The sequence below is a fragment of the Alphaproteobacteria bacterium genome, assembly GCA_020638555.1.
GTDB lineage: Bacteria > Pseudomonadota > Alphaproteobacteria > Bin95 > Bin95 > JACKII01.
This window is the reverse complement of record JACKII010000004.1, coordinates 201252-220512: the sequence shown is the minus strand read 5'-3', so window position 1 is coordinate 220512 and position 19261 is coordinate 201252. Positions and strand designations below refer to the sequence as shown.

The 19261-nt window shown below is 68.9% G+C and carries 19 protein-coding genes; 4 read left to right on the top strand and 15 right to left on the bottom strand.

Annotated features, from left to right (window positions below; all coding sequences use genetic code 11):
• Positions 1 to 415: 415 nt before the first annotated feature.
• The 4 genes from H6844_15040 to H6844_15025 form a co-directional block, all read right to left on the bottom strand.
• The gene (locus H6844_15040; GenBank protein MCB9930716.1) at positions 416 to 1345 is read right to left on the bottom strand and encodes a MoxR family ATPase; all 930 of its coding nucleotides are present in this window, start codon (positions 1343 to 1345) and stop codon (positions 416 to 418) included.
• 6 nt (positions 1346 to 1351) lie between these two features.
• Positions 1352 to 2146: a xanthine dehydrogenase family protein subunit M gene (locus H6844_15035; GenBank protein ID MCB9930715.1), complete on the bottom strand. Its 795-nt coding sequence runs from the start codon at positions 2144 to 2146 to the stop codon at positions 1352 to 1354.
• A gap of 28 nt (positions 2147 to 2174) precedes the next feature.
• Positions 2175 to 2648 (bottom strand): (2Fe-2S)-binding protein, encoded by a 474-nt coding sequence (locus tag H6844_15030; GenBank protein MCB9930714.1) that lies wholly within the window; start codon positions 2646 to 2648, stop codon positions 2175 to 2177.
• Between the two features lie 99 nt (positions 2649 to 2747).
• A complete protein-coding gene (locus H6844_15025) occupies positions 2748 to 3470 on the bottom strand; it encodes a carbon monoxide dehydrogenase subunit G (GenBank protein ID MCB9930713.1) in 723 nt (240 codons plus the stop codon).
• A gap of 291 nt (positions 3471 to 3761) precedes the next feature.
• Between H6844_15025 and H6844_15020 the strand changes: the two genes are divergently transcribed.
• Both H6844_15020 and H6844_15015 read left to right on the top strand, forming a co-directional pair.
• Complete coding sequence (locus H6844_15020; GenBank protein ID MCB9930712.1) at positions 3762 to 5192, top strand: sodium:proton antiporter; 1431 nt, start codon at positions 3762 to 3764, stop codon at positions 5190 to 5192.
• Between the two features lie 122 nt (positions 5193 to 5314).
• Positions 5315 to 5677, top strand: coding sequence for a hypothetical protein (locus H6844_15015; protein ID MCB9930711.1), 363 nt, complete (start codon positions 5315 to 5317; stop codon positions 5675 to 5677).
• 206 nt (positions 5678 to 5883) lie between these two features.
• On the opposite strand, the gene H6844_15010 is transcribed toward H6844_15015, so the two are convergent.
• Positions 5884 to 6528 (bottom strand): prolyl oligopeptidase family serine peptidase, encoded by a 645-nt coding sequence (locus tag H6844_15010; GenBank protein ID MCB9930710.1) that lies wholly within the window; start codon positions 6526 to 6528, stop codon positions 5884 to 5886.
• A 549-nt stretch (positions 6529 to 7077) separates the two neighbouring features.
• Here H6844_15010 and H6844_15005 point away from each other — a divergent pair.
• Together H6844_15005 and H6844_15000 are read left to right on the top strand one after the other, a co-directional pair.
• Positions 7078 to 7644: a hypothetical protein gene (locus H6844_15005; protein ID MCB9930709.1), complete on the top strand. Its 567-nt coding sequence runs from the start codon at positions 7078 to 7080 to the stop codon at positions 7642 to 7644.
• A 42-nt stretch (positions 7645 to 7686) separates the two neighbouring features.
• The gene (locus H6844_15000; protein ID MCB9930708.1) at positions 7687 to 8604 is read left to right on the top strand and encodes an enoyl-CoA hydratase/isomerase family protein; all 918 of its coding nucleotides are present in this window, start codon (positions 7687 to 7689) and stop codon (positions 8602 to 8604) included.
• A 170-nt stretch (positions 8605 to 8774) separates the two neighbouring features.
• Here H6844_15000 and H6844_14995 read toward each other — a convergent pair whose 3' ends face one another.
• From H6844_14995 to H6844_14950, 10 genes are all read right to left on the bottom strand, one after another.
• Positions 8775 to 9530, bottom strand: a complete 756-nt coding sequence (locus H6844_14995; protein MCB9930707.1) for a metallophosphoesterase family protein — start codon at positions 9528 to 9530, stop codon at positions 8775 to 8777.
• A 12-nt stretch (positions 9531 to 9542) separates the two neighbouring features.
• Positions 9543 to 11702, bottom strand: a complete 2160-nt coding sequence (locus H6844_14990; GenBank protein ID MCB9930706.1) for a CoA transferase — start codon at positions 11700 to 11702, stop codon at positions 9543 to 9545.
• Positions 11703 to 12068: 366 nt separating this feature from the next.
• A complete protein-coding gene (locus H6844_14985; protein MCB9930705.1) occupies positions 12069 to 12407 on the bottom strand; it encodes a Lin0512 family protein in 339 nt (112 codons plus the stop codon).
• A gap of 5 nt (positions 12408 to 12412) precedes the next feature.
• Complete coding sequence (locus H6844_14980; protein ID MCB9930704.1) at positions 12413 to 12766, bottom strand: Lin0512 family protein; 354 nt, start codon at positions 12764 to 12766, stop codon at positions 12413 to 12415.
• Positions 12767 to 12805: 39 nt separating this feature from the next.
• Positions 12806 to 13840 carry an alcohol dehydrogenase catalytic domain-containing protein gene (locus H6844_14975; GenBank protein MCB9930703.1) on the bottom strand — a complete coding sequence of 345 codons (1035 nt, stop codon included), beginning with the start codon at positions 13838 to 13840 and terminating at the stop codon, positions 12806 to 12808.
• 107 nt (positions 13841 to 13947) lie between these two features.
• Positions 13948 to 15177 carry an FAD-dependent oxidoreductase gene (locus tag H6844_14970; GenBank protein MCB9930702.1) on the bottom strand — a complete coding sequence of 410 codons (1230 nt, stop codon included), beginning with the start codon at positions 15175 to 15177 and terminating at the stop codon, positions 13948 to 13950.
• A 42-nt stretch (positions 15178 to 15219) separates the two neighbouring features.
• The gene (locus H6844_14965) at positions 15220 to 15702 is read right to left on the bottom strand and encodes a type II toxin-antitoxin system RatA family toxin (GenBank protein MCB9930701.1); all 483 of its coding nucleotides are present in this window, start codon (positions 15700 to 15702) and stop codon (positions 15220 to 15222) included.
• A gap of 10 nt (positions 15703 to 15712) precedes the next feature.
• Positions 15713 to 16705: a lipoyl synthase gene (gene lipA, locus H6844_14960; protein MCB9930700.1), complete on the bottom strand. Its 993-nt coding sequence runs from the start codon at positions 16703 to 16705 to the stop codon at positions 15713 to 15715.
• Between the two features lie 36 nt (positions 16706 to 16741).
• The gene (lpdA, locus tag H6844_14955; protein MCB9930699.1) at positions 16742 to 18142 is read right to left on the bottom strand and encodes a dihydrolipoyl dehydrogenase; all 1401 of its coding nucleotides are present in this window, start codon (positions 18140 to 18142) and stop codon (positions 16742 to 16744) included.
• Positions 18143 to 18278: 136 nt separating this feature from the next.
• Positions 18279 to 19013 (bottom strand): RidA family protein, encoded by a 735-nt coding sequence (locus H6844_14950; protein ID MCB9930698.1) that lies wholly within the window; start codon positions 19011 to 19013, stop codon positions 18279 to 18281.
• Between the last annotated feature and the right edge of the window lie 248 nt (positions 19014 to 19261).

The window sequence follows — 19261 nt, the reverse complement described above, 5'->3', positions numbered from 1 at the left end:
CCCGGGATCTCTTTCCGAGGCCTGCCCGGACGGAGGCCCCGGATAGCGCTCCGCGCGTCCGGGGAAGCTCATGACGCACCTTCCGCTGTCTCACGCCGCTTTCCCGGCCCTGAGCCGGGATCCCGTTCCGAGGCCTGCCCTGACGGAGGCCCCGGATCGCGCTCCGCGCTTCCGGGGAAGCTCATGACGCACCTTCCGCTGTCTCACACCGCTTTCCCGGGCCTGACGCGGGATCCCGTTCCGAGGCCCGCCCGGACGGAGGCCCCGGATCGCGCTCCGCGCTTCCGGGGAAGCTCATGTCGCAGCCCCTCCCGCTGTCTCACGCCGCTTTCCCGGGCTTGACCCGGGATCTCTTTCCGAGGCCTGCCCGGATGGAGGCCCCGGATCGCGCTCCGCGCTTCCGGGGAAGCTCATGTCACAGCCCCTCCCGCCGGGCCTGGGCGAGGCTGGCGTTGACCTCGGTCAGGATGCGCTGGGCTTCAGAGCCTTGCAGGCGCTGGATGTCGTCCTGGTATTTCAGCAGCACGCCCAGCGTGTCGTTGACCACGGCGGGGTCGAGCACCAGGGCGTTCAACTGCATCAGCGCGTTGGTCCAGTCGATGCTCTCGGCCACGCCCGGCAGCTTGAACAGGTCCAGGCCGCGCAGGCGCTGGACGAAGCCGACGATCTGGGCGGTGAGTTCCTCCGGCGCGCCGGGGGCCTTGCGGCGCAGGATTTCCGCCTCGCGCTTTGCGTCCGGGTAGTCGACCCAGTGGTAGAAACAGCGGCGCTTCAGGGCGTCGTGAATCTCGCGGGTGCGGTTCGAGGTGATGATGACGATCGGCGGTTGGTCCGCCTTGATCGTGCCCAGTTCCGGAATGGTCACCTGGAAGTCGCTGAGGACCTCCAGCAGATAGGCCTCGAACGGCTCGTCGGTGCGGTCGAGTTCGTCGATCAGCAGCACGGGCGGGCCGTCAATGCCCGCCTCCATGGCCTGGAGCAGCGGCCGCTCGATCAGGAAGTCCTTGCGGAAAATGTCCGCCGCGAGCGTGTCGCGGTCCGCATCGCCCAGCGCCTCCGCTAGGCGGATTTCGATCATCTGGCGGGCATAGTTCCACTCGTACACTGCCGAGGCGACGTCCAGCCCTTCATAGCATTGCAGGCGGATCAGGCGACGGCCGAGCTGACCGGCCAGGACCTTGGCGATCTCGGTCTTGCCGACGCCGGCCTCGCCCTCCAGGAACAGGGGCCGGCCCAGCTTCAGCGCCAGAAACAGCGAGGTCGCGAGCGAGCGGTCGGTGACATAATCGCCGCCGGCCAGCAGCCCGGCGACGCCGTCAACGGAATCCGGTAGGGCCACAGACACCTCGCCTCAGGCGATGGAGGCGACGGCGCGGCGGGCCATCACGCCGACCAGATGGGCGCGGTATTCCGCCGAGGCATGGATGTCGCTGTTCATCTCCGCCGCGTCGCCTTGCAGGTCGGCGATGGCGTCGGCAGCAAAATTGCCCGCGAGCGCTGCCTCCATGTCGCCATGGCGGAACACGCAGGACGCCGCGCCGGTCACGGCGACGCGGGTGCCGCCCGCGGTTTCGGCAACGAACACGCCGACAATGGCATAGCGCGAGGCCGGGTTCGGGAATTTCACATAAGCCGCCCGCTTCGACTTCGGGAAGCGGAATTCGCGGATGATCTCGCCCGGTTCCAGTGCGGTTTCGAACATGCCGGCGAAGAAGTCATCGGCGGCGATTGCGCGCCGGTCGGTGACCACGGTCGCGCCCAGGCCCAGCACGGCGGAGGGATAGTCCGCCGCCGGGTCGTTGTTGGCGACCGAGCCGCCGATGGTGCCGCGATTGCGCACCATCGGATCGCCGATCATGCCGGCCAGGTCCGCCAGGGCGGGGCAGAACGCCCGGACCTCGGCGGAGTTGGCGACGGTGTCGTGCTTGGTCATGGCGCCGATCACCAGCGTGTCGCCGTCGGTGCGGATGCCGGCCAGATCGGCGATGCCGCCCAGATCGATCACGTCGCTCGGCATGGCGAGGCGCTGTTTCAGCGTCGGGATCAGGGTCATGCCGCCCGCCATCAGGGTCGGGTCGTCGCCCTGGCCCAGCTTGGCCTTGGCGTCGTCCAGCGAGGTGGCGCGGTGATAGGTGAACTCGTACATGGGCCGTGTGCCTCCGATCCGCGTTCGCTTACGCCTGGCCCGACATGGCGCGGGCGCCGGCCATGATCGACTGGACGATGTTGTGGTAGCCGGTGCAGCGGCAGAGATTGCCTTCCAGCCAGTCGCGCACTTCCTGCTCGCTGGGGGCGGGGTTGCGCTTGGCGAGCGCCGTCGCCGACATGATCATGCCGGGCGTGCAGAAGCCGCATTGCAGGCCGTGATGCTCGCGGAAGGCCGCCTGCATCGGGTGCAATTCCTCGCCGTTGGCCAGCCCCTCGATGGTGGTGACCTCCGCCCCTTCGGCCATCAGCGCCAGGAAGGTACAGGATTTCACCGCCTCGCCGTTCACATGCACGGTGCAGGCGCCGCACTGGGTGGTGTCGCAGCCGACATGGGTGCCGGTCAGGCCCAGATGCTCGCGCAGGAACTGGACCAGCAGGGTGCGGCCCTCGACCTCGCCGGAGACGGGTTTTCCGTTGACGGTCATGGAAACGGACGGCATGGGCGGGCTTCTCCTTGCAGGAGGCGGTTCGTTCTGTCGCTTCAGAACATGGCGGGAGCGGGGGCCACGGTCAACGGTCTGGGCGGCCCCGGTGGCGCATCAGGTCAGGAAAATAACCAGGCCGACAAGGATCACCGCGGCGCCGGCAATCCACATCCATTGCGGTACGCCCTTGGCGCTGGTTTCGGCCACCGCCAGTTCCTCGGCCGCGGCATGGGCGGTTTCGCTGGCCGCATGGGAGACGGCGTCCGCCGCGTCGTGGGCGACATGCCTGGCGGTGTCGTAGGCGTCTTCCGCCAGTTCCTCCGCCGCCAGGCCCATGGCCGGCGTGCCGTCGCCATGCGGCGGGGGAGGGGCCGCCGGCGCCGCGCTGGCGCCAGCCTGTTCCCCGACGATGGCGGAGAATTTGGCGAAGAAGTCGTCGGCCATCTTCTTGGCCGCGCCGTCGATCAGGCGCGAGCCGATCTGCGCCAGCTTGCCGCCGACCGAGGCGTTGGCCTGATAGGTCAGCACGGTCTCGCCGCCGTCCTCGGCCAGTTGCACGCTTGCCCCGCCCTTGGCGAATCCGGCGGCCCCGCCGGTGCCCTCGCCCTCGATGCGGTAGCCGTTCGGCGGGTCGAGGTCGAGCAATTGCACCTTGCCGGAGAAGCGGGCGCTGACCGGGCCGACCTTGGCCCGCACCTTGGCCGCAAAGCCGGTCTCGCCCTCGGCGGTGAGTTCCTCGCAGCCGGGGATGGCGGCTTTCAATATCTCGGGGTCGTTCAGCGCTTCCCAGACCGTCTGGCGGGATGCGGGAATGCGGTATTCGCCGGACATATCCATGATTGAAGATCTCTCTTATACGGGCGGACGGTCTCGTGCGGTCGGCAGGCGTGCGGTCGGCAGGCGTGCGGTCGGCAGGCATGCGACCGACCATGCGAAGCCTACCGGTGCCGGCGCGGCCGTGCAATCGCACTGGCCTTTGCGTTAACTGGCATTTGCGTTAATCCGCGGCAGCGGCCAACTTGGGGATTGCATCAGCGGGGGTTGCCTTCGTAAACCCAACAGTAATCGCGCGCGCGGCGGGCGCCTGCTGCCGCTTCGCCAAGTCGAGAACCGGGAGGACGGTCTCAGATGACCGCATTGCGTTTTATTGCCGTGGCCATGCTGGCGACGATCACGACGGCCAGCCCCGCCCTTGCGGAGGCCGCCGGCGCGCCGCACCTGGATGGGGGCGAGCTGGGCTTGATCTGGATCGTGCCGTTCGTCGGCATGTTGCTGTCGATCGCCCTGTTTCCGCTGCTGGCACCGGATTTCTGGCACCATCATTTCGGCAAGGTCGCGGCCTTCTGGGCTGCGGCGTTCGTGCTGCCGTTTCTGGCCACGCACGGAATCGCCCTGACGGTGTACGAGGTGGTCCACGTTCTGTTGCTGGAATACGTGCCATTCATCATCCTGCTGTTGGCGCTGTTCACGGTGGCGGGCGGTATCCGCCTGACCGGGCGGCTGGTGGGAACGCCGGCGGTTAATGCCGGCTTCCTGCTGGTGGGCACCCTTCTGGCCAGTCTGATGGGCACCACCGGCGCGGCCATGCTGCTGATCCGGCCGTTGCTGCGGGCCAATGAGGGGCGGCGCTACAAGGTGCACACGGTCGTGTTCTTCATCTTCCTGGTGGCGAATATCGGCGGCTCGCTGACGCCGCTGGGCGACCCGCCGCTGTTTCTCGGCTTTTTGAAGGGCGTCTCGTTCTTCTGGCCGACCGAGCACCTGCTGCTGCCGATGGCCCTGGTCTCGGTGTTGCTGCTGCTGCTCTACTATGTCGTGGATACCGTGATGCACCGGCGCGAGGGACCCGCGGTGGCCGCAGCGGAGGCCGCCACGGAGGAGTCGCTCGGCTTCGACGGCAAGATCAACTTCCTGCTGCTGGCCGGCATCGTGGCCAGCGTCCTGATGAGCGGCATCTGGAAGCCGGGATTTGGCATCGACGTCTATCACGTGCATTGGGAATTGCAGGGGATCGTGCGCGATATCCTGCTGCTCGCGATCGCCTATCTCTCGTGGAAGCTGACCTCGCGCGCGAATCGCGACGCCAACGGCTTTACCTGGTTTCCCATCATCGAGGTCGCGAAGCTGTTCGCCGGCATCTTCCTGACCATCGTTCCCGCTATCGCCATCCTGAAAGCGGGGACGGACGGCGCGCTGGGCGGCGTGGTCGCGATGGTCACCTCGCCGGATGGCGAGCCGGTCAACATCATGTATTTCTGGCTCACCGGCCTGCTGTCCAGCTTCCTGGACAATGCGCCGACCTATCTGGTGTTCTTCAACACCGCCGGCGGCGACCCCGTGCACCTGATGACCGACATGGCGACGACGCTGCTGGCGATCTCCGCCGGTGCGGTGTTCATGGGCGCCAACACCTATATCGGCAACGCCCCCAACTTCATGGTGCGGGCCATTGCCGAGGAACGAAATGTGGCGATGCCGAGCTTTTTCGGCTATATGTTGTGGTCAGGAGGCATTCTCATTCCCACCTTCGTTTTGGTGACGTTCGTCTTCTTCGTCTGAGCAAACGGGTGGGGCATGGCGCGCGCGACAACGGCGGTCCGCTGCCGGCGTTGCGCCGCAACCTTGGCAAACATGGGGTGACAATGCGTTGTGAAACGGCATTTCTGGGGGCGGTAGCCGCTGTGCTGCTGCTGTTTGCGACCGTGGGAACGGCAAACGCCATCTGCCCCCACACCACGGTGAAAGAGGTGGTTTCGGTCTGCCTGGACCGCAAATGCCCTCCTGGAATTCAGTCCTATTGGGCGACGATCATCAACCGGTTTCCCTACAAGCTTTACATCACCTACGCCTTCCGCTCGGGCAAGCGGGACGCCTCGATCATTCCGGGCGGGCTGGAATTGCAGCCGAATTCGGCGCTGCGCCAGCCGATCGGCCTGGGGCGGCACCCGCTGCCGAAAGAGGATTCCTCCGCGCGCACCGGCCGGCTGCGCATTCTGGAATGCGGCACGGACCCAGACATCCGCTACAAATGGCGCCTGCGCTGAGCGGGTGAGGGCGGGGGCATTTCACCACGCTCCGCGGCGGCCGGTCTCGGCGTGAATTTCGGCACAAACCTGATGATCCCCGGAGGTGGCGGAGCCGCCGTCCGGGGCCGATGTCTGCATGCGAACACCGCACCTCGGGTGTTCGCGAGAGCGACCGGTCCCGGCGCACCGCTTCGCGGCGGCCGGGAAACAAGGAATTCCGCGCTCTAGGCAGCGTCGTCGTGGATGCGTTTCAGGAAGCGGGCGGCGTAGAGAATGCCGGTCTCGTCGATGCCGTGCCCCAGCCCCTCGATCACATGGCTTTCGACCTCCAGCCCTGCGGCCCGGAGCGCCGCGTTGGCCTGCTCCAGGCTTTCCACCGGCACCACGTCGTCCTCGGCGCCGTGCGCCAGCATGATCGGCGGGCGGCAGGCCAGTTCGTCGGCCAGCAGGTGAGCCGCCATCAGGCGCCCGGCGAATCCGACGATGGCCCGCGGCGGAACCGGCCGGCGCAGGCCGGAATGCAGCGCCATCATCGTGCCCTGGCTGAAGCCAACGATATACAGTTCCTCTGCCGGCACATTGTGCGCCTGCAACTGCGCGTCGTAGAAGGGTTGCAGGATCTTGTCGGCGAGGCGGGCGCCTTCCAGCCGCCGGGCGCCGTCGGCATCCCAGACGTCGAACCACTGATAGCCCCAGCCGGCGGCGCAGGGGAAGGGCGCGTTCGGCGCGACGAAGGCGGCCTCCGGCAGCACCTGGCCCAGCATCGGCGCGAGCGCGATCAGGTCCTCGCCATCGGCACCATAGCCGTGCAGCAACACCACCAGTTGTTTCGCCAGGCCGCCGCCGATCGGGTGGTAGTGGTGGCTCATCAGAGTGGTGCCTTTGGCATCCGGATCGACGGGCATGGCTTGGCTCCTGCGGTTCGGCGTGCGAGGGTGGCGGAGCCCTCACCCTAGACCGTCTGCCCCATGCGCGTCACCCGCTTTGCCCCGAGCCCAACCGGCCACCTGCATCTCGGCAGCGTCTACAGCGCGCGGTTCGCCTGGCGTCTGGCGCGCGCGGCGGGCGGGCGGTTTCTGGTGCGCATGGAGGATATCGACCGGACCCGCTGCCGGCCGGAATACGCCGCCCGCATGCTGGACGACCTCGCCTGGCTCGGCCTCGATTGGGACGGGCCGGTGCGTTACCAATCCGCCCATTTCGACGACTATCGCGCCGCGCTGGCGAGGCTGGAAGGGCTGGGGCTGCTCTATCCCTGCTTCTGCACCCGCGCGCAGATTGCGGCGGAGATCGCCGCCGCCGGCGGCGCGCCGCACGGGCCGGACGGTCCGGTCTATCCCGGCACCTGCCGGGGCCTGCCGCGAGCCGAGGCCGACGCGCGCATCGTCGCCGGCGAGCAGCCCGCCTGGCGGCTCGACATGGGCTTGGCGGTGGAGCGGGCCGGTCCGCTGACGTTTCGGGAATGGGGGAGCGCCGTTAGGGGCGAGGAATCCCACCCCGCCATCCCCACTCCCACCTCTCCCCCGCGCAGGCGGGGGCCCATGCCTGAGACTCAACCACAAAGTCCGGACTCTGTGGGAAGCTCTCCGGCATGGACCCCCGCCTGCGCGGGGGAGGAAAGAAAATGGGCTGAGGGGAGGATCGTTTGCAATCCGCTGCGCTTCGGCGACGTGGTGCTGGCGCGCAAGGATTCGCCGACCAGCTATCATCTGGCGGTGACGGTGGACGACGCCCTGCAAGGCGTCACCCTGGTCACCCGCGGCGCGGACCTGCTGCCGGCGACCGACATCCACCGCCTGTTGCAGACCCTGCTGGTCCTGCCGGAGCCGGACTACCGGCACCACGCGCTGCTGCTGGGCCCGGACGGCAAGCGTTTCGCCAAGCGCGACCGGAGCGTCAGCGTGCCCGACCTCCGCGCCGCCGGTCGCTCCGCCGCGGACGTGCTGGCGATGGCGGAGGCGCTGGTGCCCACCGGGCAAAGCTGAGACACTGCGCCAAACCAAGCCCCAATCGCCGAGGAACCGCCCATGCCACTCGATTACGAAAAGCGCGACGGCGTCGCCTATATCACGCTCAACAACCCGGCCAAGGCCAACATTCTCGACAAGCAGATGTCCGACGACATCGCCGCCGCGTGGATCGATCTGTGGGAGGACCGGGACGTGCGCTGCGCCATCGTCACCGGCGCCGGCGACCGGCATTTCTGCGCCGGCCACAATCTGGGCGCCCACCCGGACCTGACGGCCGAGGACAAGGAATATCTGCGCACCCAGCGCATTTTCTGGCCGCTGGCCGGCACGGTGCATGGCCAGGTGACGGGCGTCGACGGGCGCATGGGCGACCACTATCCGCGGGTCTGGAAGCCGGTCATCGCCGCGGTGAACGGCTGGGCGGCGGGGGCCGGGCTCTACATGGTGCTGGCCTCGACCGATATCCGGCTCGCCAGCGCCGAGCATGCCAAGTTCAAGTTCGGCCTCACCTCCCAGGGCTGGCTCGGGCACGGGCCGGGGGCGAGCCTGCTGATCAAGCAGCTCCGCTATATCGACGCCATGAAAATCCTGCTGACCGACGAGCCGATCCTGGCGGAGCAGGCGCTGCGCGTCGGCCTCATCAACGAGGTGGTGCCGCACGAAAAGCTGATGGAACGGGCGGAGGAAATCGCGGCGCATATCAAGAAAATGCCGCCGGTCGCGGTGCGCATGATGAAGGAGTTCGTGGTCCGCTTCGGCGACCTGCCGACCGATCAGGCCTGGCATGTGCAGAACCTGATCAACAACCTGCTGATCCAGACCACGATGGACGGCGAGGAAGGCCGCGCCGCGTTCAACGCCAAGCGTCCCCCCGACTTCACCGGCACGCTCCGCCGCCGCGGCGAGCCCTGGCCGGACCTGTCGGAGGAAGAAGCCGCACGCCTGGACGAGGCCTATCGCAGCGGCGAATTCTGAGGATTGCCCCTGTTTCCCGGGCTTGACCCTGTTTCCCGGGCTCGACCCGGGACCGGTGTCCGCATCGGGCTCCCGGAGGCCACCGCTACGCCCAAGCGGCGGAGAGCGGCTTGGCGCGCCAAAGAAACCGGCCCCGGATCACGTCCGGGGTACATCCGTTCTCGGGGTCATCAACCCGCCTCCGCGCCGTCGACCCAGCCGGTCAAGAGGGCGCGGCCCCAGTCGGGCAGGCCGTTGCGGGCGGCCATCGCCGCCATGGCGCGGGCGTCGTAGGGCACTTGGCGGAAGGTCGTGCTCCAGCCGGCCGGGGTCTGTTCCAGGATGGCATAGCAGGCGGCGGGAGTGCCGGTCTGGACCGTGTGCGGCACGGGCGCAGCACCCCGATAGCCCGGTAGGCCGACGCTGCCGGGATTGACCGCCATACGCCCGTCCGCCAGTCGCACCGCCCGCGGCAGGTGGGTGTGGGCGCAGAGAATCAGCGAGGCGTCGATGCCCTCCGCCGCAGCGGCAAGGGCGGCCAGCGGCGTCGCCTCCAGGCCGCCGTCGGGGCGCACCCGGTCCAGCCAGTAGCAGGCGTCGTCGCGGGGCGAGCCATGGCAGAGAAAGACCTCCTCCCGCCAAAGCAGGGTCTCCGGCTGGTCGGCCATCCAGGCGAAGTGCCGGGGCTCCAGTTCGCGGAAATCCCGCCGGCGCGAGGCCTCCGGCCCCCGGGCGTGAAGTTCCAGCAGGCGGCGGTCCTGGTCGCCGCGGATCGTGGTGAAGTCCAGCGCCATCAGCCGGTCCGCGGTCCCGGCCGCCAGCATCGGGCCACTCACATGATCGCCCAGATTGACCACGTCGCCGATGCCCTGGACGGCAATGTCCGCCAGAACCGCTTCCAGCGCGTCGAGATTGCCGTGGATGTCGGCGATGGCGGCAAAGCGCATGGGGCGATTTCCTCAGGCCACCGCGCCGGTGGCGCGCAGGCGGGCGCGCTCGGCCTCGGCCAGGCCTGCGATGTCCGTCAGGACGGCGTCGGTGTGCTGGCCCAGGGTCGGGGCGGGACCGTTGGCACGGCCGAAGCTCGCCTGCCAGGGCAGGCCGGGCAGGGCGCCGGGGCCGGAGGGCTCCCAGAAACCGCGGGCGGCCAGGTGCTCGCTCGCCAGCAGGTCGGCGGAGGTGGCGACCGGGGACGCGGCCAGGCCCGCGGCGACGAGGGCGCGGGCGGCGGCTTCGGGCGTCTGTCCTGAGGTCCAGCCGGCAATCGCCGCATCGATTCGCTCGTGCGCGGCCTGGCGATCCGCGAGCCCCGCGTCGGCCAGGGGCGCCAGCGCCAGCACCAGCCGGCAGAGCGCCTGCCAGTCGCCGTCGCTCCGTACCGCCAGCGCCAGCCACGCGTCCGCGCCGTGGCAGGGATAGACGCCGTGCGGGCTCATGGCCGGGTCGCGATTGCCCTGGGGCTGGGCGCCGGCCTCGGTCTGGGCCGCCAGCACCGGCTCGGCCAGGGTCCAGAGCAGCGCCTCGACCATGGAGAGGTCGACGCGGCTGCCACCGCCGGCCCGCGCCCGCCGCCAGAGGCCGGCGGCGGCGAGGAAGGGCAGCAGCAGGCCGCACATCGGGTCGACCCAGGCGAAGCCGACCCGCGGCGGCCGCTCCGGATGGCGGTTCAGGCCGGCGAACCCGGCATAGCATTGCAGCAGCGTGCCATAGGCGACGGCTTTTGCCTCCGGCCCGGTGCGGCCCATGCCGCTGGCGGAGATGTAGGTCAGGTCCGGGTTCAGCGCCTGCAAGTCGGCCGCGCCGAGGCCCAGCCGGTCCATGACGCCGGTGGCGAAATTCTCGATCAAGACGTCGGATTCGGCGGCCAGTCGCTTGGCGACAGCCACGGCTTCCGGCCGTTTCAGGTCCAGCACCACGGCCTTTTTCGCCTGTCCCAGCACCGTGTGCAGTTCCGAGCCGCGGCCGGGGTCGCCCTTGCCCGGCGCCTCGACCTTGATGACCTCGGCCCCCAGGGCGGCCAGATGCCGGGTCGCGGTCGGGCCGGCGATGACCCAGGAGAAATCCAGCACCCGCAGGCCCGCAAGCGGCAGGGCGCCCTCTGCCGGAAAGGGCCGGGGTTCGGCCGGGGCGTGCGTGACGCGCGCCGGCAGGCTGGGGCTACGGGTGCCGTTGGCCGACGTGCGCCAGAAGCCGCGCTCCGCCAGTTGCGGCGAGGCGAACTGCTCGGCCAGATCGCGCAGGGGAAAGCTCGGGACGTGGGCGGCCTGGGCGGTGTCGGCGATCCATTGCTTCGGGTGGCCGCGGCTCCACTCGCTCATCAGCGCGTGCAGGGCGTCCCAGTTGGCGATGCGGTCGGCTTTCTTTGCAAAGCGCGGCTCCGCGCCCCAGGCGGGCGAGCCCATGGCTGCGAGCCAGGCCTGCCACTGCTTCTCCTCGCGCGGCGAGATGGCGGCATAGCCGTCGCGCGCCGGCAGGATGCAGACGGTGGCGCCGTTGCCGTCGGTCAGGCGCTTGCGGCCCCAGGAGCGGCCGGTCTGGCCGACGCGGGTCAGTTCGGTCATCGCGAGCGTGGCGAGCGCCTCGTGCAGCGAGACGTCGACGATGGCGCCCGGCGTCCGGCCGAGCGCGGCATGCAGGCCGGCGCAGGCGGCGGCGAGGCCGCCGATCATCGCGGACTGGCGGCCGGTGGCGCGCACCGGCGGCTCCGAAAGGTCATCCACCTGGCCGGTCAGCATCCGCTGGATGCCGCTCGCCGCCATCAGGGTGAGGTCGGTGGCGGGGTCCTCGGCGCGGGGGCCGGTCTGGCCGAAGGGCGAGACCAGGACCAGCGCGGCCATGGGGTTGAGCCGCCGCAGCGCCTGCGGGGCGAAACCATGGACCGCCAGGGTGCGCGGCGAGCCCTCGGCGACGATCAGGTCGGCGGACGCGACCGCGTCGCCGAGGCCGGCAGCCGGCTTGCCGCGGTTCAGATGGGCGGCCAGCGGCGTGTCGCCGGCGGCGTCCACCGTCGTCACCGCTGCGCCGCAATCGGCGAACAGGCGGCCGCAGACCGCCGCCGCCAGTCCCGGCCCCAACTGGGCGACGCAAAAGCCGGAGAGAAGGGTGGCATCAGCGCTCACCCCGGAACCTCCAACCCCTCAACCACGCCCTTTCCCGGACGGCAGAGCCGATCCGGGATCGCTGGGCGGGAAAAGCGCCCCGGCACGGGCGGTGTTCGCTCCCCGGTGGCCGGTCCCGGGTCTTTGCCGGCTGCGCCGGCTCCGCCCGGGAAACAGGGGACGACGTTATGGCGGTTCTGATCCGCATTCCCAGTGGCAACGCTCATGGTACTCCGTCCAACCCCTCAACCACGCCCTTTCCCGGACGGCGGAGCCGATCCGGGACCGCTGGGCGGGAAAAGCGCCCCGGCACGGGCGGTGTTCGCTCCCCGGTGGCCGGTCCCGGGTCTTCGCCGGCGCTGCCGGCTGCGCCCGGGAAACAGCCCATCAGTCCCGCAACCAGACCTCGATGGCGGCGCTGGCGATGACGGCGACGTCGCCCACGGCCTCGTCCGGCACGTCGAGCCCGCCCTTGACCGGCTTCACCGTGACATGGCCGACCGGGAATTGCTTGGCGACCTCCGCCCTGTCCACCGCCGCCGGGTCCTGCACGCCGATCGTGGCGACCACGTCGATCTTGTCCTTGTCCACGTTCAGGGTGCGGATGAAGGTCAGCGAGGAATGGTGCAGCGCGTCCTGCACCGCCCGCACCGCCGCCTTGGTGTAGTTGCCGCCGTGCAAGTCGTTGCCGGCGCCCATTTCCAGGATGATGCGTTTGCCTGCCATGGCCGTTACTCCGCCGCGTCCGGGATATCGAGATAGACGACCGCGGCCGCGTGCGCGATCAGGGTGACGTCGGTGCCGCGGGCGTTCGGCATGCGCAGGCCGCCTTCCACCACCTCGCAGGTGCCGGTGCCGTGCGGCAGCACGTCCAGCACCTGCTGCTTGTCGACGGTCTCCGGGTTCGGCACGCCGATGGTGACGGCGACGCGCATGGCGTCGGCATCCTGGCCCACCGCCGCACCGATGGTCAGCGAGTTGTGCCAGAGGGCGTCTTTCAGGGCGCGGACGGCAGCCTTGGTGCTGTCGTCGCCGCGGATGTCGGTGCCCATGCCGATTTCGAGCACCATGCGTTTCCAGGCCATTTTTTCGGGTCTCTCGGGATTGCCAAAGATCGGAGAAGGTTACGCCATGCCGGGGCGGATCACCACCTTGCAGGCCTCGCGCCGGCGGCTCATCTCGAAGCCCTCGATGGCCTCGCCGAGCGGGATCTGGTGGGTGACGATGGCGCCGAGGGCGTTCTGGTGGTCCGGCAGCAGCGGCAGCACCCGGTCCCAACTGTCCCGTCCGGCGCCGTGCGAGCCGCGCATCTGCAGCTTGCGGCGCACAAAGGGCGTCACGTCGAAGCTGGCCGGGGCGGCGTGGATGCCGATGGCGGTCAGAATGCCGTAATCCTTCAGCAGGCCCAGCCCCTGGGTGATGCTTTCGCCGAAGCCGGTGGCCTCGAACACCCGGTCGACCGAGCGTTCGGCGATATGGTCGGCCAGCGTCGGGCCGCCATCGGCCAGGTCGACAATGCGGTCGACGCCCAGTTCGCGGGCGATGCCGAGGCGCAACGGATCGTCCTTGCCGACAATGGTGACGGAGGCGGCCCCCGCCTGTTTTGCGATGAAGGCGGTGGCGAGGCCGATAATGCCGGGGCCGAGCACGACCACGTCCTGGCCGGCCTCGACCGCGCCGATCTGCACCGCCCGGTCGCCGACCACCAGCGGCTCGGCCAATGCTGCGATGTGCGGCGGCAGGTCCTCGCCGATGGGCAGGCAGTTGCGGGCCGGGGCGCGGACGAAGCGGGCGAAGCCGCCATCGACCGACAGGCCGATGGATTTGCGCTCGGCACAGGTGTCCGGCTTGCCGGCGCGGCAGCGCTCGCAGGTGCCGCAGGAATAGCTGGGCATGACCACGACCGGGTCGCCCTCCGCCAGGCCGGAGACGCCGGGGCCGAGGCGGGCGACGCGGCCACAGAATTCATGGCCCATGGTGACGGGCAGGGCCGGGATCAGCCATTCATAGCCGGGCGTCCACTCGTACATGTGCACGTCGGAGCCGCAAATGCCGGCGGCCTCCACTTGCACCAGCACCTCGCCTTCGCCGATGGCGGGTTCGGGGCGGTCGGCGAGCACGGCGCCGAAGGCGGGTTCGGTCTTTTGCAGGGCGAGCATGGGCGGGGTTTCCTTTGGCTGGACCCGTTCGGTCGGTTTGGCCCAAGCCTATGCGCTCGCCCCGGTCTTGTCTCGGGTCGACTTGGGTCCGGAGGCAAAATCGCCGGTCAGCCCGTCGGCGCCAGCTTCAGCAGGTCGGCGGCGGGATCTTCGATCATGGCCGGGGTCGGGCTCTGGCGCGCCTCCAGCCAGCGCTTGCCCGCCATATAGGCGCGGGGGTCGTTCATGGCGTCCACCGCCAGCACCCGGCCGGAGCCGGAGAAATACCAGACCGACTGCGCCCCCGGCTTCGCGCCCGGACGAACGATGGTGCGGGCATAACCGCGATTCAGCCCAGCAATCTGCAACTTGCACTTGAACTGATCGCTCCAAAACCATGGAACGGGGACATAAAGGGCCTCACTGCCCAGCATGGTCGCGGCCACGGCTTCGGCCTGCTCGATGGCGTTTTGCACGGATTCGAGCCGGGTCGGCTCGCCCCGGAACGGGAACACGGCACAGTCGCCCGCGGCGAAAATGGCGGGGTCGCAGACGCTGCGGCCCTGGGCGTCCACCTGGATGCCGTTTGTGGTGGCGAGGCCGGCGTCGGCGGCCAGGCCGGAATTCGGCTGGATGCCGATGCCGACAATGACGAAATCCACCGGCAATGTCTCGCCGTCGCCGAGTTCGGCTGCGCTCACGCGTCCGTTCTCGCCCACCAGACGGGTGATGCCGGTCGCCTCGCGGATGGCGACGCCGTGTTCGGTGTGGAGGGCGCGGAAATAGTCGCTGGTGGGCTCCGCCGCCACCCGTTGCAGGATGCGGGGCGCCATCTCGATCAGCGTGACCTGGAGCCCCTGCATCGCCGCCACCGCCGCGGCTTCCAGCCCGATATAGCCACCGCCCACCACCAACAGCCGCCGTCCGGATTGGAATTCGGGCCGCATTGCATCCACATCGGCGATGGAGCGGAGCGTGTAGACGCCGTCCAGATGGCCGCCGATGGCCGCCGGCAATCTGCGCGGCGTGGCGCCGGTGGCAAAGGCCAGCTTGTCGTAACCGATGCGCTCGCCGCTCGCCAGGATCACGGCCTTGTGGTCGCGGTCGATACTGTCGACCGTGGTGCCGACCCGCAGGTCGATCCGCTGTTCGTCATAGACGTCGGCGCGGCGCAGATAGAGGCGGGCCTCTTCCATCTGGCCCAGCAGGAACTTTTTCGAGAGCGGCGGGCGTTGATAGGGGGGGACGGGTTCGTCGCCGATCAGCGTCAGCGGGCCGTCGAAGCCGAGCTCGCGCAATTTCGTCACGAGAGACGCGCCGGCCTGACCCGCCCCGACCACGACAATCCGTTCCCGCATATCGCAAAACCTTTTTGAACTATCGGTGCTTGTGCCCCGACACTAATCCCCCGACACCGTGTCGGGTAGGGGGGATCGACCGGCGGATGCCGGGATCGGCCGATAGAGGACTTTGGCGCGGGCTTCGAACGCCGCCACCATGCGCCGCACCGCCTCGTTGAACACCACGCCGGCCAGCCGCTGGAACAGGCGCGATTTGAACTCGAAGTCGATGTGAAAATCGATGACACAGCCACCGGGCGCCGGCTCGAACCGCCAGTGATTGTTCAGATAGCGCAGCGGGCCGCTGGTGTATTCGACGTCGATTCGCTCTTCGGGAGACAGGGTGACCCGGCTGGTGAAGCGCTCGCGGATCATTTTGAAGCCGATGATCAGATCGGCGGTGATGACATGGCCGTTGCGGCTGGTGATGCGGCAGGCCGTGCACCAGGGCAGGAATTCCGGATAGCGCTCCACGTCCGCAACCAGGGCGTACAGCTGTTCCGGGCGATAGGGCAGGAAACGGCGTTCGGCATGGGTCGGCAAAACGGGCCTCTCAGACGGTCGCGCCCGGGGCGGCGAGCTTGGCCTCGCGGGCGGCGCGCAGGGCGGCGAAATCGCTGTCGGCGTGATAGCTGGAGCGGGTCAGGGGACTGGACGAAACCAGCAGGAAGCCCTTGCCGCGCGCCATGCGGGCATAGGCGTCGAACTGCTCCGGCGTCACATAGTCGGCCACCTTGTGGTGCTTCGGCGTCGGTTGCAGATACTGGCCGATGGTCAGGAAATCCACGTCCGCGGCGCGCAGGTCGTCCATCACCTGCGCCACCTGTTGCCGGGTCTCGCCCAGGCCGACCATGATGCCCGATTTGGTGAAGAGGGACGGATTGCGCTCCTTCACCCGGTCCAGCAGCTTCAGCGAGCCGTAATATTTCGCGCCGGGCCGCACCTCGGGATAGAGGCCGGGCACCGTCTCCAGATTGTGGTTGAAGACGTCCGGCGGATTGCGCAGCACGATGTCCAGCGCCGCCGGCTTGCCCTGGAAATCCGGGGTGAGGATTTCGATGGTGGTGTCCGGGCAGCGGGCGCGGATGTGCTTGATGGTGCGGGCGAAATGGGTGGCGCCGCCGTCCGGCAGGTCGTCGCGGTCGACGCTGGTGATGACCACATGGCGCAGGCCCAACTCCGCCACAGCATCGGCCACCCGCTCCGGCTCGTGCGGGTTCAGCGCCGGCGGCTTGCCGGTGGCGATGTTGCAGAACGAGCAGGCACGGGTGCAGACGCTGCCCAGGATCATCAGGGTGGCGTGCCGCTGTTGCCAGCACTCGCCGATATTGGGGCAGCCGGCCTCCTCGCACACGGTGGCGAGGTTCTGCTCCGACACGATGCGCCGGGTCTCGTGATAGAGCTTGCCCACCGGCGCCTTGACCCGGATCCATTTCGGCTTGCGGCCGGACTCCTGGTCGGGGCGGTGGGCTTTCTCCGGGTGGCGCAGCGCCCGGTCGGCGGGGCCATGGCGGGAAACAGGGGCGGAGGGGACAAGGTCGGCCATCAGCGCGAGGCCTTTCGTACCGGCTGCAACATGGGGCTAGAAGTGGAGCGTCTGGCCATAGGCGTCAAGCACGGCCTCGTGCATCATTTCCGACAGCGTCGGGTGCGGGAACACGGTCGCCATCAACTCCGCCTCGGTGGTCTCCAGGGTCTTGGCGATGGTGTAGCCCTGGATCAGTTCCGTGACCTCCGCGCCGACCATGTGCGCGCCCAGCAGTTCGCCGGTCTTGGCGTCGAAGATCGTCTTGACCAGGCCGTCCGGCTCGCCCTGGGCGATGGCCTTGCCGTTGCCGACGAAGGGGAAGCGGCCAACCTTGACTTCCAGGCCCTGTTCCTTGGCCTTGGCCTCGGTCAGGCCGACGCTCGCGACCTGGGGGCGGCAATAGGTGCAGCCGGGGATGTTGGTGACGGTCAGCGGGTGGGGGTGGCCCTGGCCCGCGATCTTCTCGACGCAGACCACGCCTTCGTGCATGGCCTTGTGCGCCAGCCAGGGCGGGCCGGCGACGTCGCCGATGGCATAGACGCCGGGCTCGCCCGTGCGGCACCATTCGTCGATGACGATATGGCCGCGGTCGACCTCGACCTTGGTGTTGTCCAGGCCGATGTCCTCGACATTGCCGGTGATGCCGACGGCCATGATGACCTTCTCGACCGCGATGGTTTCCGTGCCCTTCGGCGCTTCCACGGTGGCGGTGGCGCCCTTGCCGGACTTGTCGAGCTTCGCCACCTTGGCGCCGGTCAGGATGGTGATGCCGCGCTTCTCGAACGCCTTGTGGACGAACTTGGAAATCTCCTCGTCTTCCACCGGCAGAATGCGGTCCAGCACCTCGACCACCGTCACCTCCGCGCCCATGTCGGCGTAGAAGCTGGCGAATTCCATGCCGATGGCGCCGGAACCTACCACCAGCAGCGAGGCCGGAATGGCCTTCGGTACCATGGCTTCCTTGTAGGACCAGACGGTCTCGCCGTCCGCCTCCAGGCCCGGCAGTTCGCGCGCCCGGGCACCGGTCGCCAGAATGATGTGGTCCGCCGCCAGGGTCTCGTCGCCGCCCTTGGTCAGGCTGACTGCGACCTTGCCGCCGCCGGCGAGCCTGGCGGTGCCGTCGATGACGGTGACCTTGTTCTTCTTAAGCAGATGCGCCACGCCCTGGGAAAGCCGCTTCGACACGTCGCGCGAGCGCTTCACCACCTTGGCCGCGTCATAGGCGATGTTGTCGGCGGACAGGCCGAAATCGCCCGCGTTCTGTATCAGATGCAGCACCTCGGCCGAGCGCAGAAGCGCCTTGGTCGGAATGCAGCCCCAGTTCAGGCAGATACCGCCCAGATGCTCGCGTTCGACGCAGGCGGTTTTCAAGCCCAGCTGGGCCGCACGGATGGCGGCGACATAGCCGCCCGGACCGCCACCGATGACGATCAGGTCGAAGGATTGCTCGCTCATAAGGGCGGAGGCTCCCTGCCGTGTGTCTTCCATTGCCGGGGACTATAGCGGCTTTGGTTCGCCGCCGTCTTTAGGGCTTTTGAGGGACGGACGCCCGGACCGCCCGCCATCGCCGTGCTATCGCCGCGCCCTCGCCTCAGAGCCAGAGCTTCGTCCGCGTGCCGCGCAGGTCCATCTCGAAGTCGAGGCCGATAATGGGCGGGCGTGAGAGGTGCCAGTGAATGCCGTGCACCGCGTCCGGCCCCATGCGCGACAGCAGTTGCGGCGCCAGCCAGCCCGCATCGGTGACGGCGGTGTAGACATTGACCGTGGTCACGTCCGACCACTGCATGCCGAGCCCGGCCAACCGGGCCTCCATGATCGCCATCACCCGCGCGGTTTTCTCGCGCATGCCGTCGGGCGAGGTATCGCCCTCGCGGACGACCCCATCCGCGGTGGTCTCGCCGCCACCTGCCCCACAGAAAGTGCGCGGTATATCCGCATTCTCGACTGTGTAGCTGAAGCCATACATGAGGGTTTCCGACGGCGGGTTCACCACCGGCGAGACATTGGTGCGGCCGACCGGGTTCACCCCGTCGACGATGATATCCCAGTCCTCCAGGATGGCGCGGTAGCCGGTATTGAATTCGTGGAAGCCGTCCGGGGTCATCGGCTTCGGGCAGCGCAGTTCGACGCCGCAGAGCGCCTGTTTCGGTCGGCCCGCCGCGGTCAGGTGCCGGTCGACGACCGCAAAGCCCTCGCGCCAGGGCACGGGCCGGCGAAAGACGGCATTCACCACCTCATAGCCCGGCAGGGCCGCGGTGCCGGAGGAAAACGGATAGCCGGCCGGCAGGTAAAGATAGCCACCTCGGGGGTTCTCGACGGCGTTCATGATGGTGTCCTATCGCGCAGTGAGCCTCGCGCCAGCATCGCTGAGATCGGTCGGGCCGCGCAAGCGCGGAAGCGGGCGTGCCATTGTCCCAACAGGTCTTGGTGCGGAGAGGCGCCGGTGTACCCCGGAGGCGGTGGAGCGCCGGTGTACCCCGGAGGTGGCGGAGCGCCGGTGTACCCCGGAGGTGGCGGAGCCGCCATCCGGGGCCGGTGTCATCCTTCGAACACTGCCGGCGCGGGTGTTCGATG

Coding starts and splice junctions, on each gene's coding strand:
- H6844_15005 (MCB9930709.1), top strand. CDS start 7,078: ATGGGCTTGGCGGTGGAGCGGGCCGGTCCGCTGACGTTTCGGGAATGG.
- lpdA (MCB9930699.1), bottom strand. CDS start 18,142: ATGAGCGAGCAATCCTTCGACCTGATCGTCATCGGTGGCGGTCCGGGC.
- H6844_15020 (MCB9930712.1), top strand. CDS start 3,762: ATGACCGCATTGCGTTTTATTGCCGTGGCCATGCTGGCGACGATCACG.
- H6844_15025 (MCB9930713.1), bottom strand. CDS start 3,470: ATGGATATGTCCGGCGAATACCGCATTCCCGCATCCCGCCAGACGGTC.
- H6844_14950 (MCB9930698.1), bottom strand. CDS start 19,013: ATGAACGCCGTCGAGAACCCCCGAGGTGGCTATCTTTACCTGCCGGCC.
- H6844_14995 (MCB9930707.1), bottom strand. CDS start 9,530: ATGCGCTTTGCCGCCATCGCCGACATCCACGGCAATCTCGACGCGCTG.
- H6844_14970 (MCB9930702.1), bottom strand. CDS start 15,177: ATGCGGGAACGGATTGTCGTGGTCGGGGCGGGTCAGGCCGGCGCGTCT.
- H6844_15000 (MCB9930708.1), top strand. CDS start 7,687: ATGCCACTCGATTACGAAAAGCGCGACGGCGTCGCCTATATCACGCTC.
- H6844_14980 (MCB9930704.1), bottom strand. CDS start 12,766: ATGGCCTGGAAACGCATGGTGCTCGAAATCGGCATGGGCACCGACATC.
- H6844_14985 (MCB9930705.1), bottom strand. CDS start 12,407: ATGGCAGGCAAACGCATCATCCTGGAAATGGGCGCCGGCAACGACTTG.
- lipA (MCB9930700.1), bottom strand. CDS start 16,705: ATGGCCGACCTTGTCCCCTCCGCCCCTGTTTCCCGCCATGGCCCCGCC.
- H6844_14975 (MCB9930703.1), bottom strand. CDS start 13,840: ATGCTCGCCCTGCAAAAGACCGAACCCGCCTTCGGCGCCGTGCTCGCC.
- H6844_15030 (MCB9930714.1), bottom strand. CDS start 2,648: ATGCCGTCCGTTTCCATGACCGTCAACGGAAAACCCGTCTCCGGCGAG.
- H6844_15010 (MCB9930710.1), bottom strand. CDS start 6,528: ATGAGCCACCACTACCACCCGATCGGCGGCGGCCTGGCGAAACAACTG.
- H6844_15035 (MCB9930715.1), bottom strand. CDS start 2,146: ATGTACGAGTTCACCTATCACCGCGCCACCTCGCTGGACGACGCCAAG.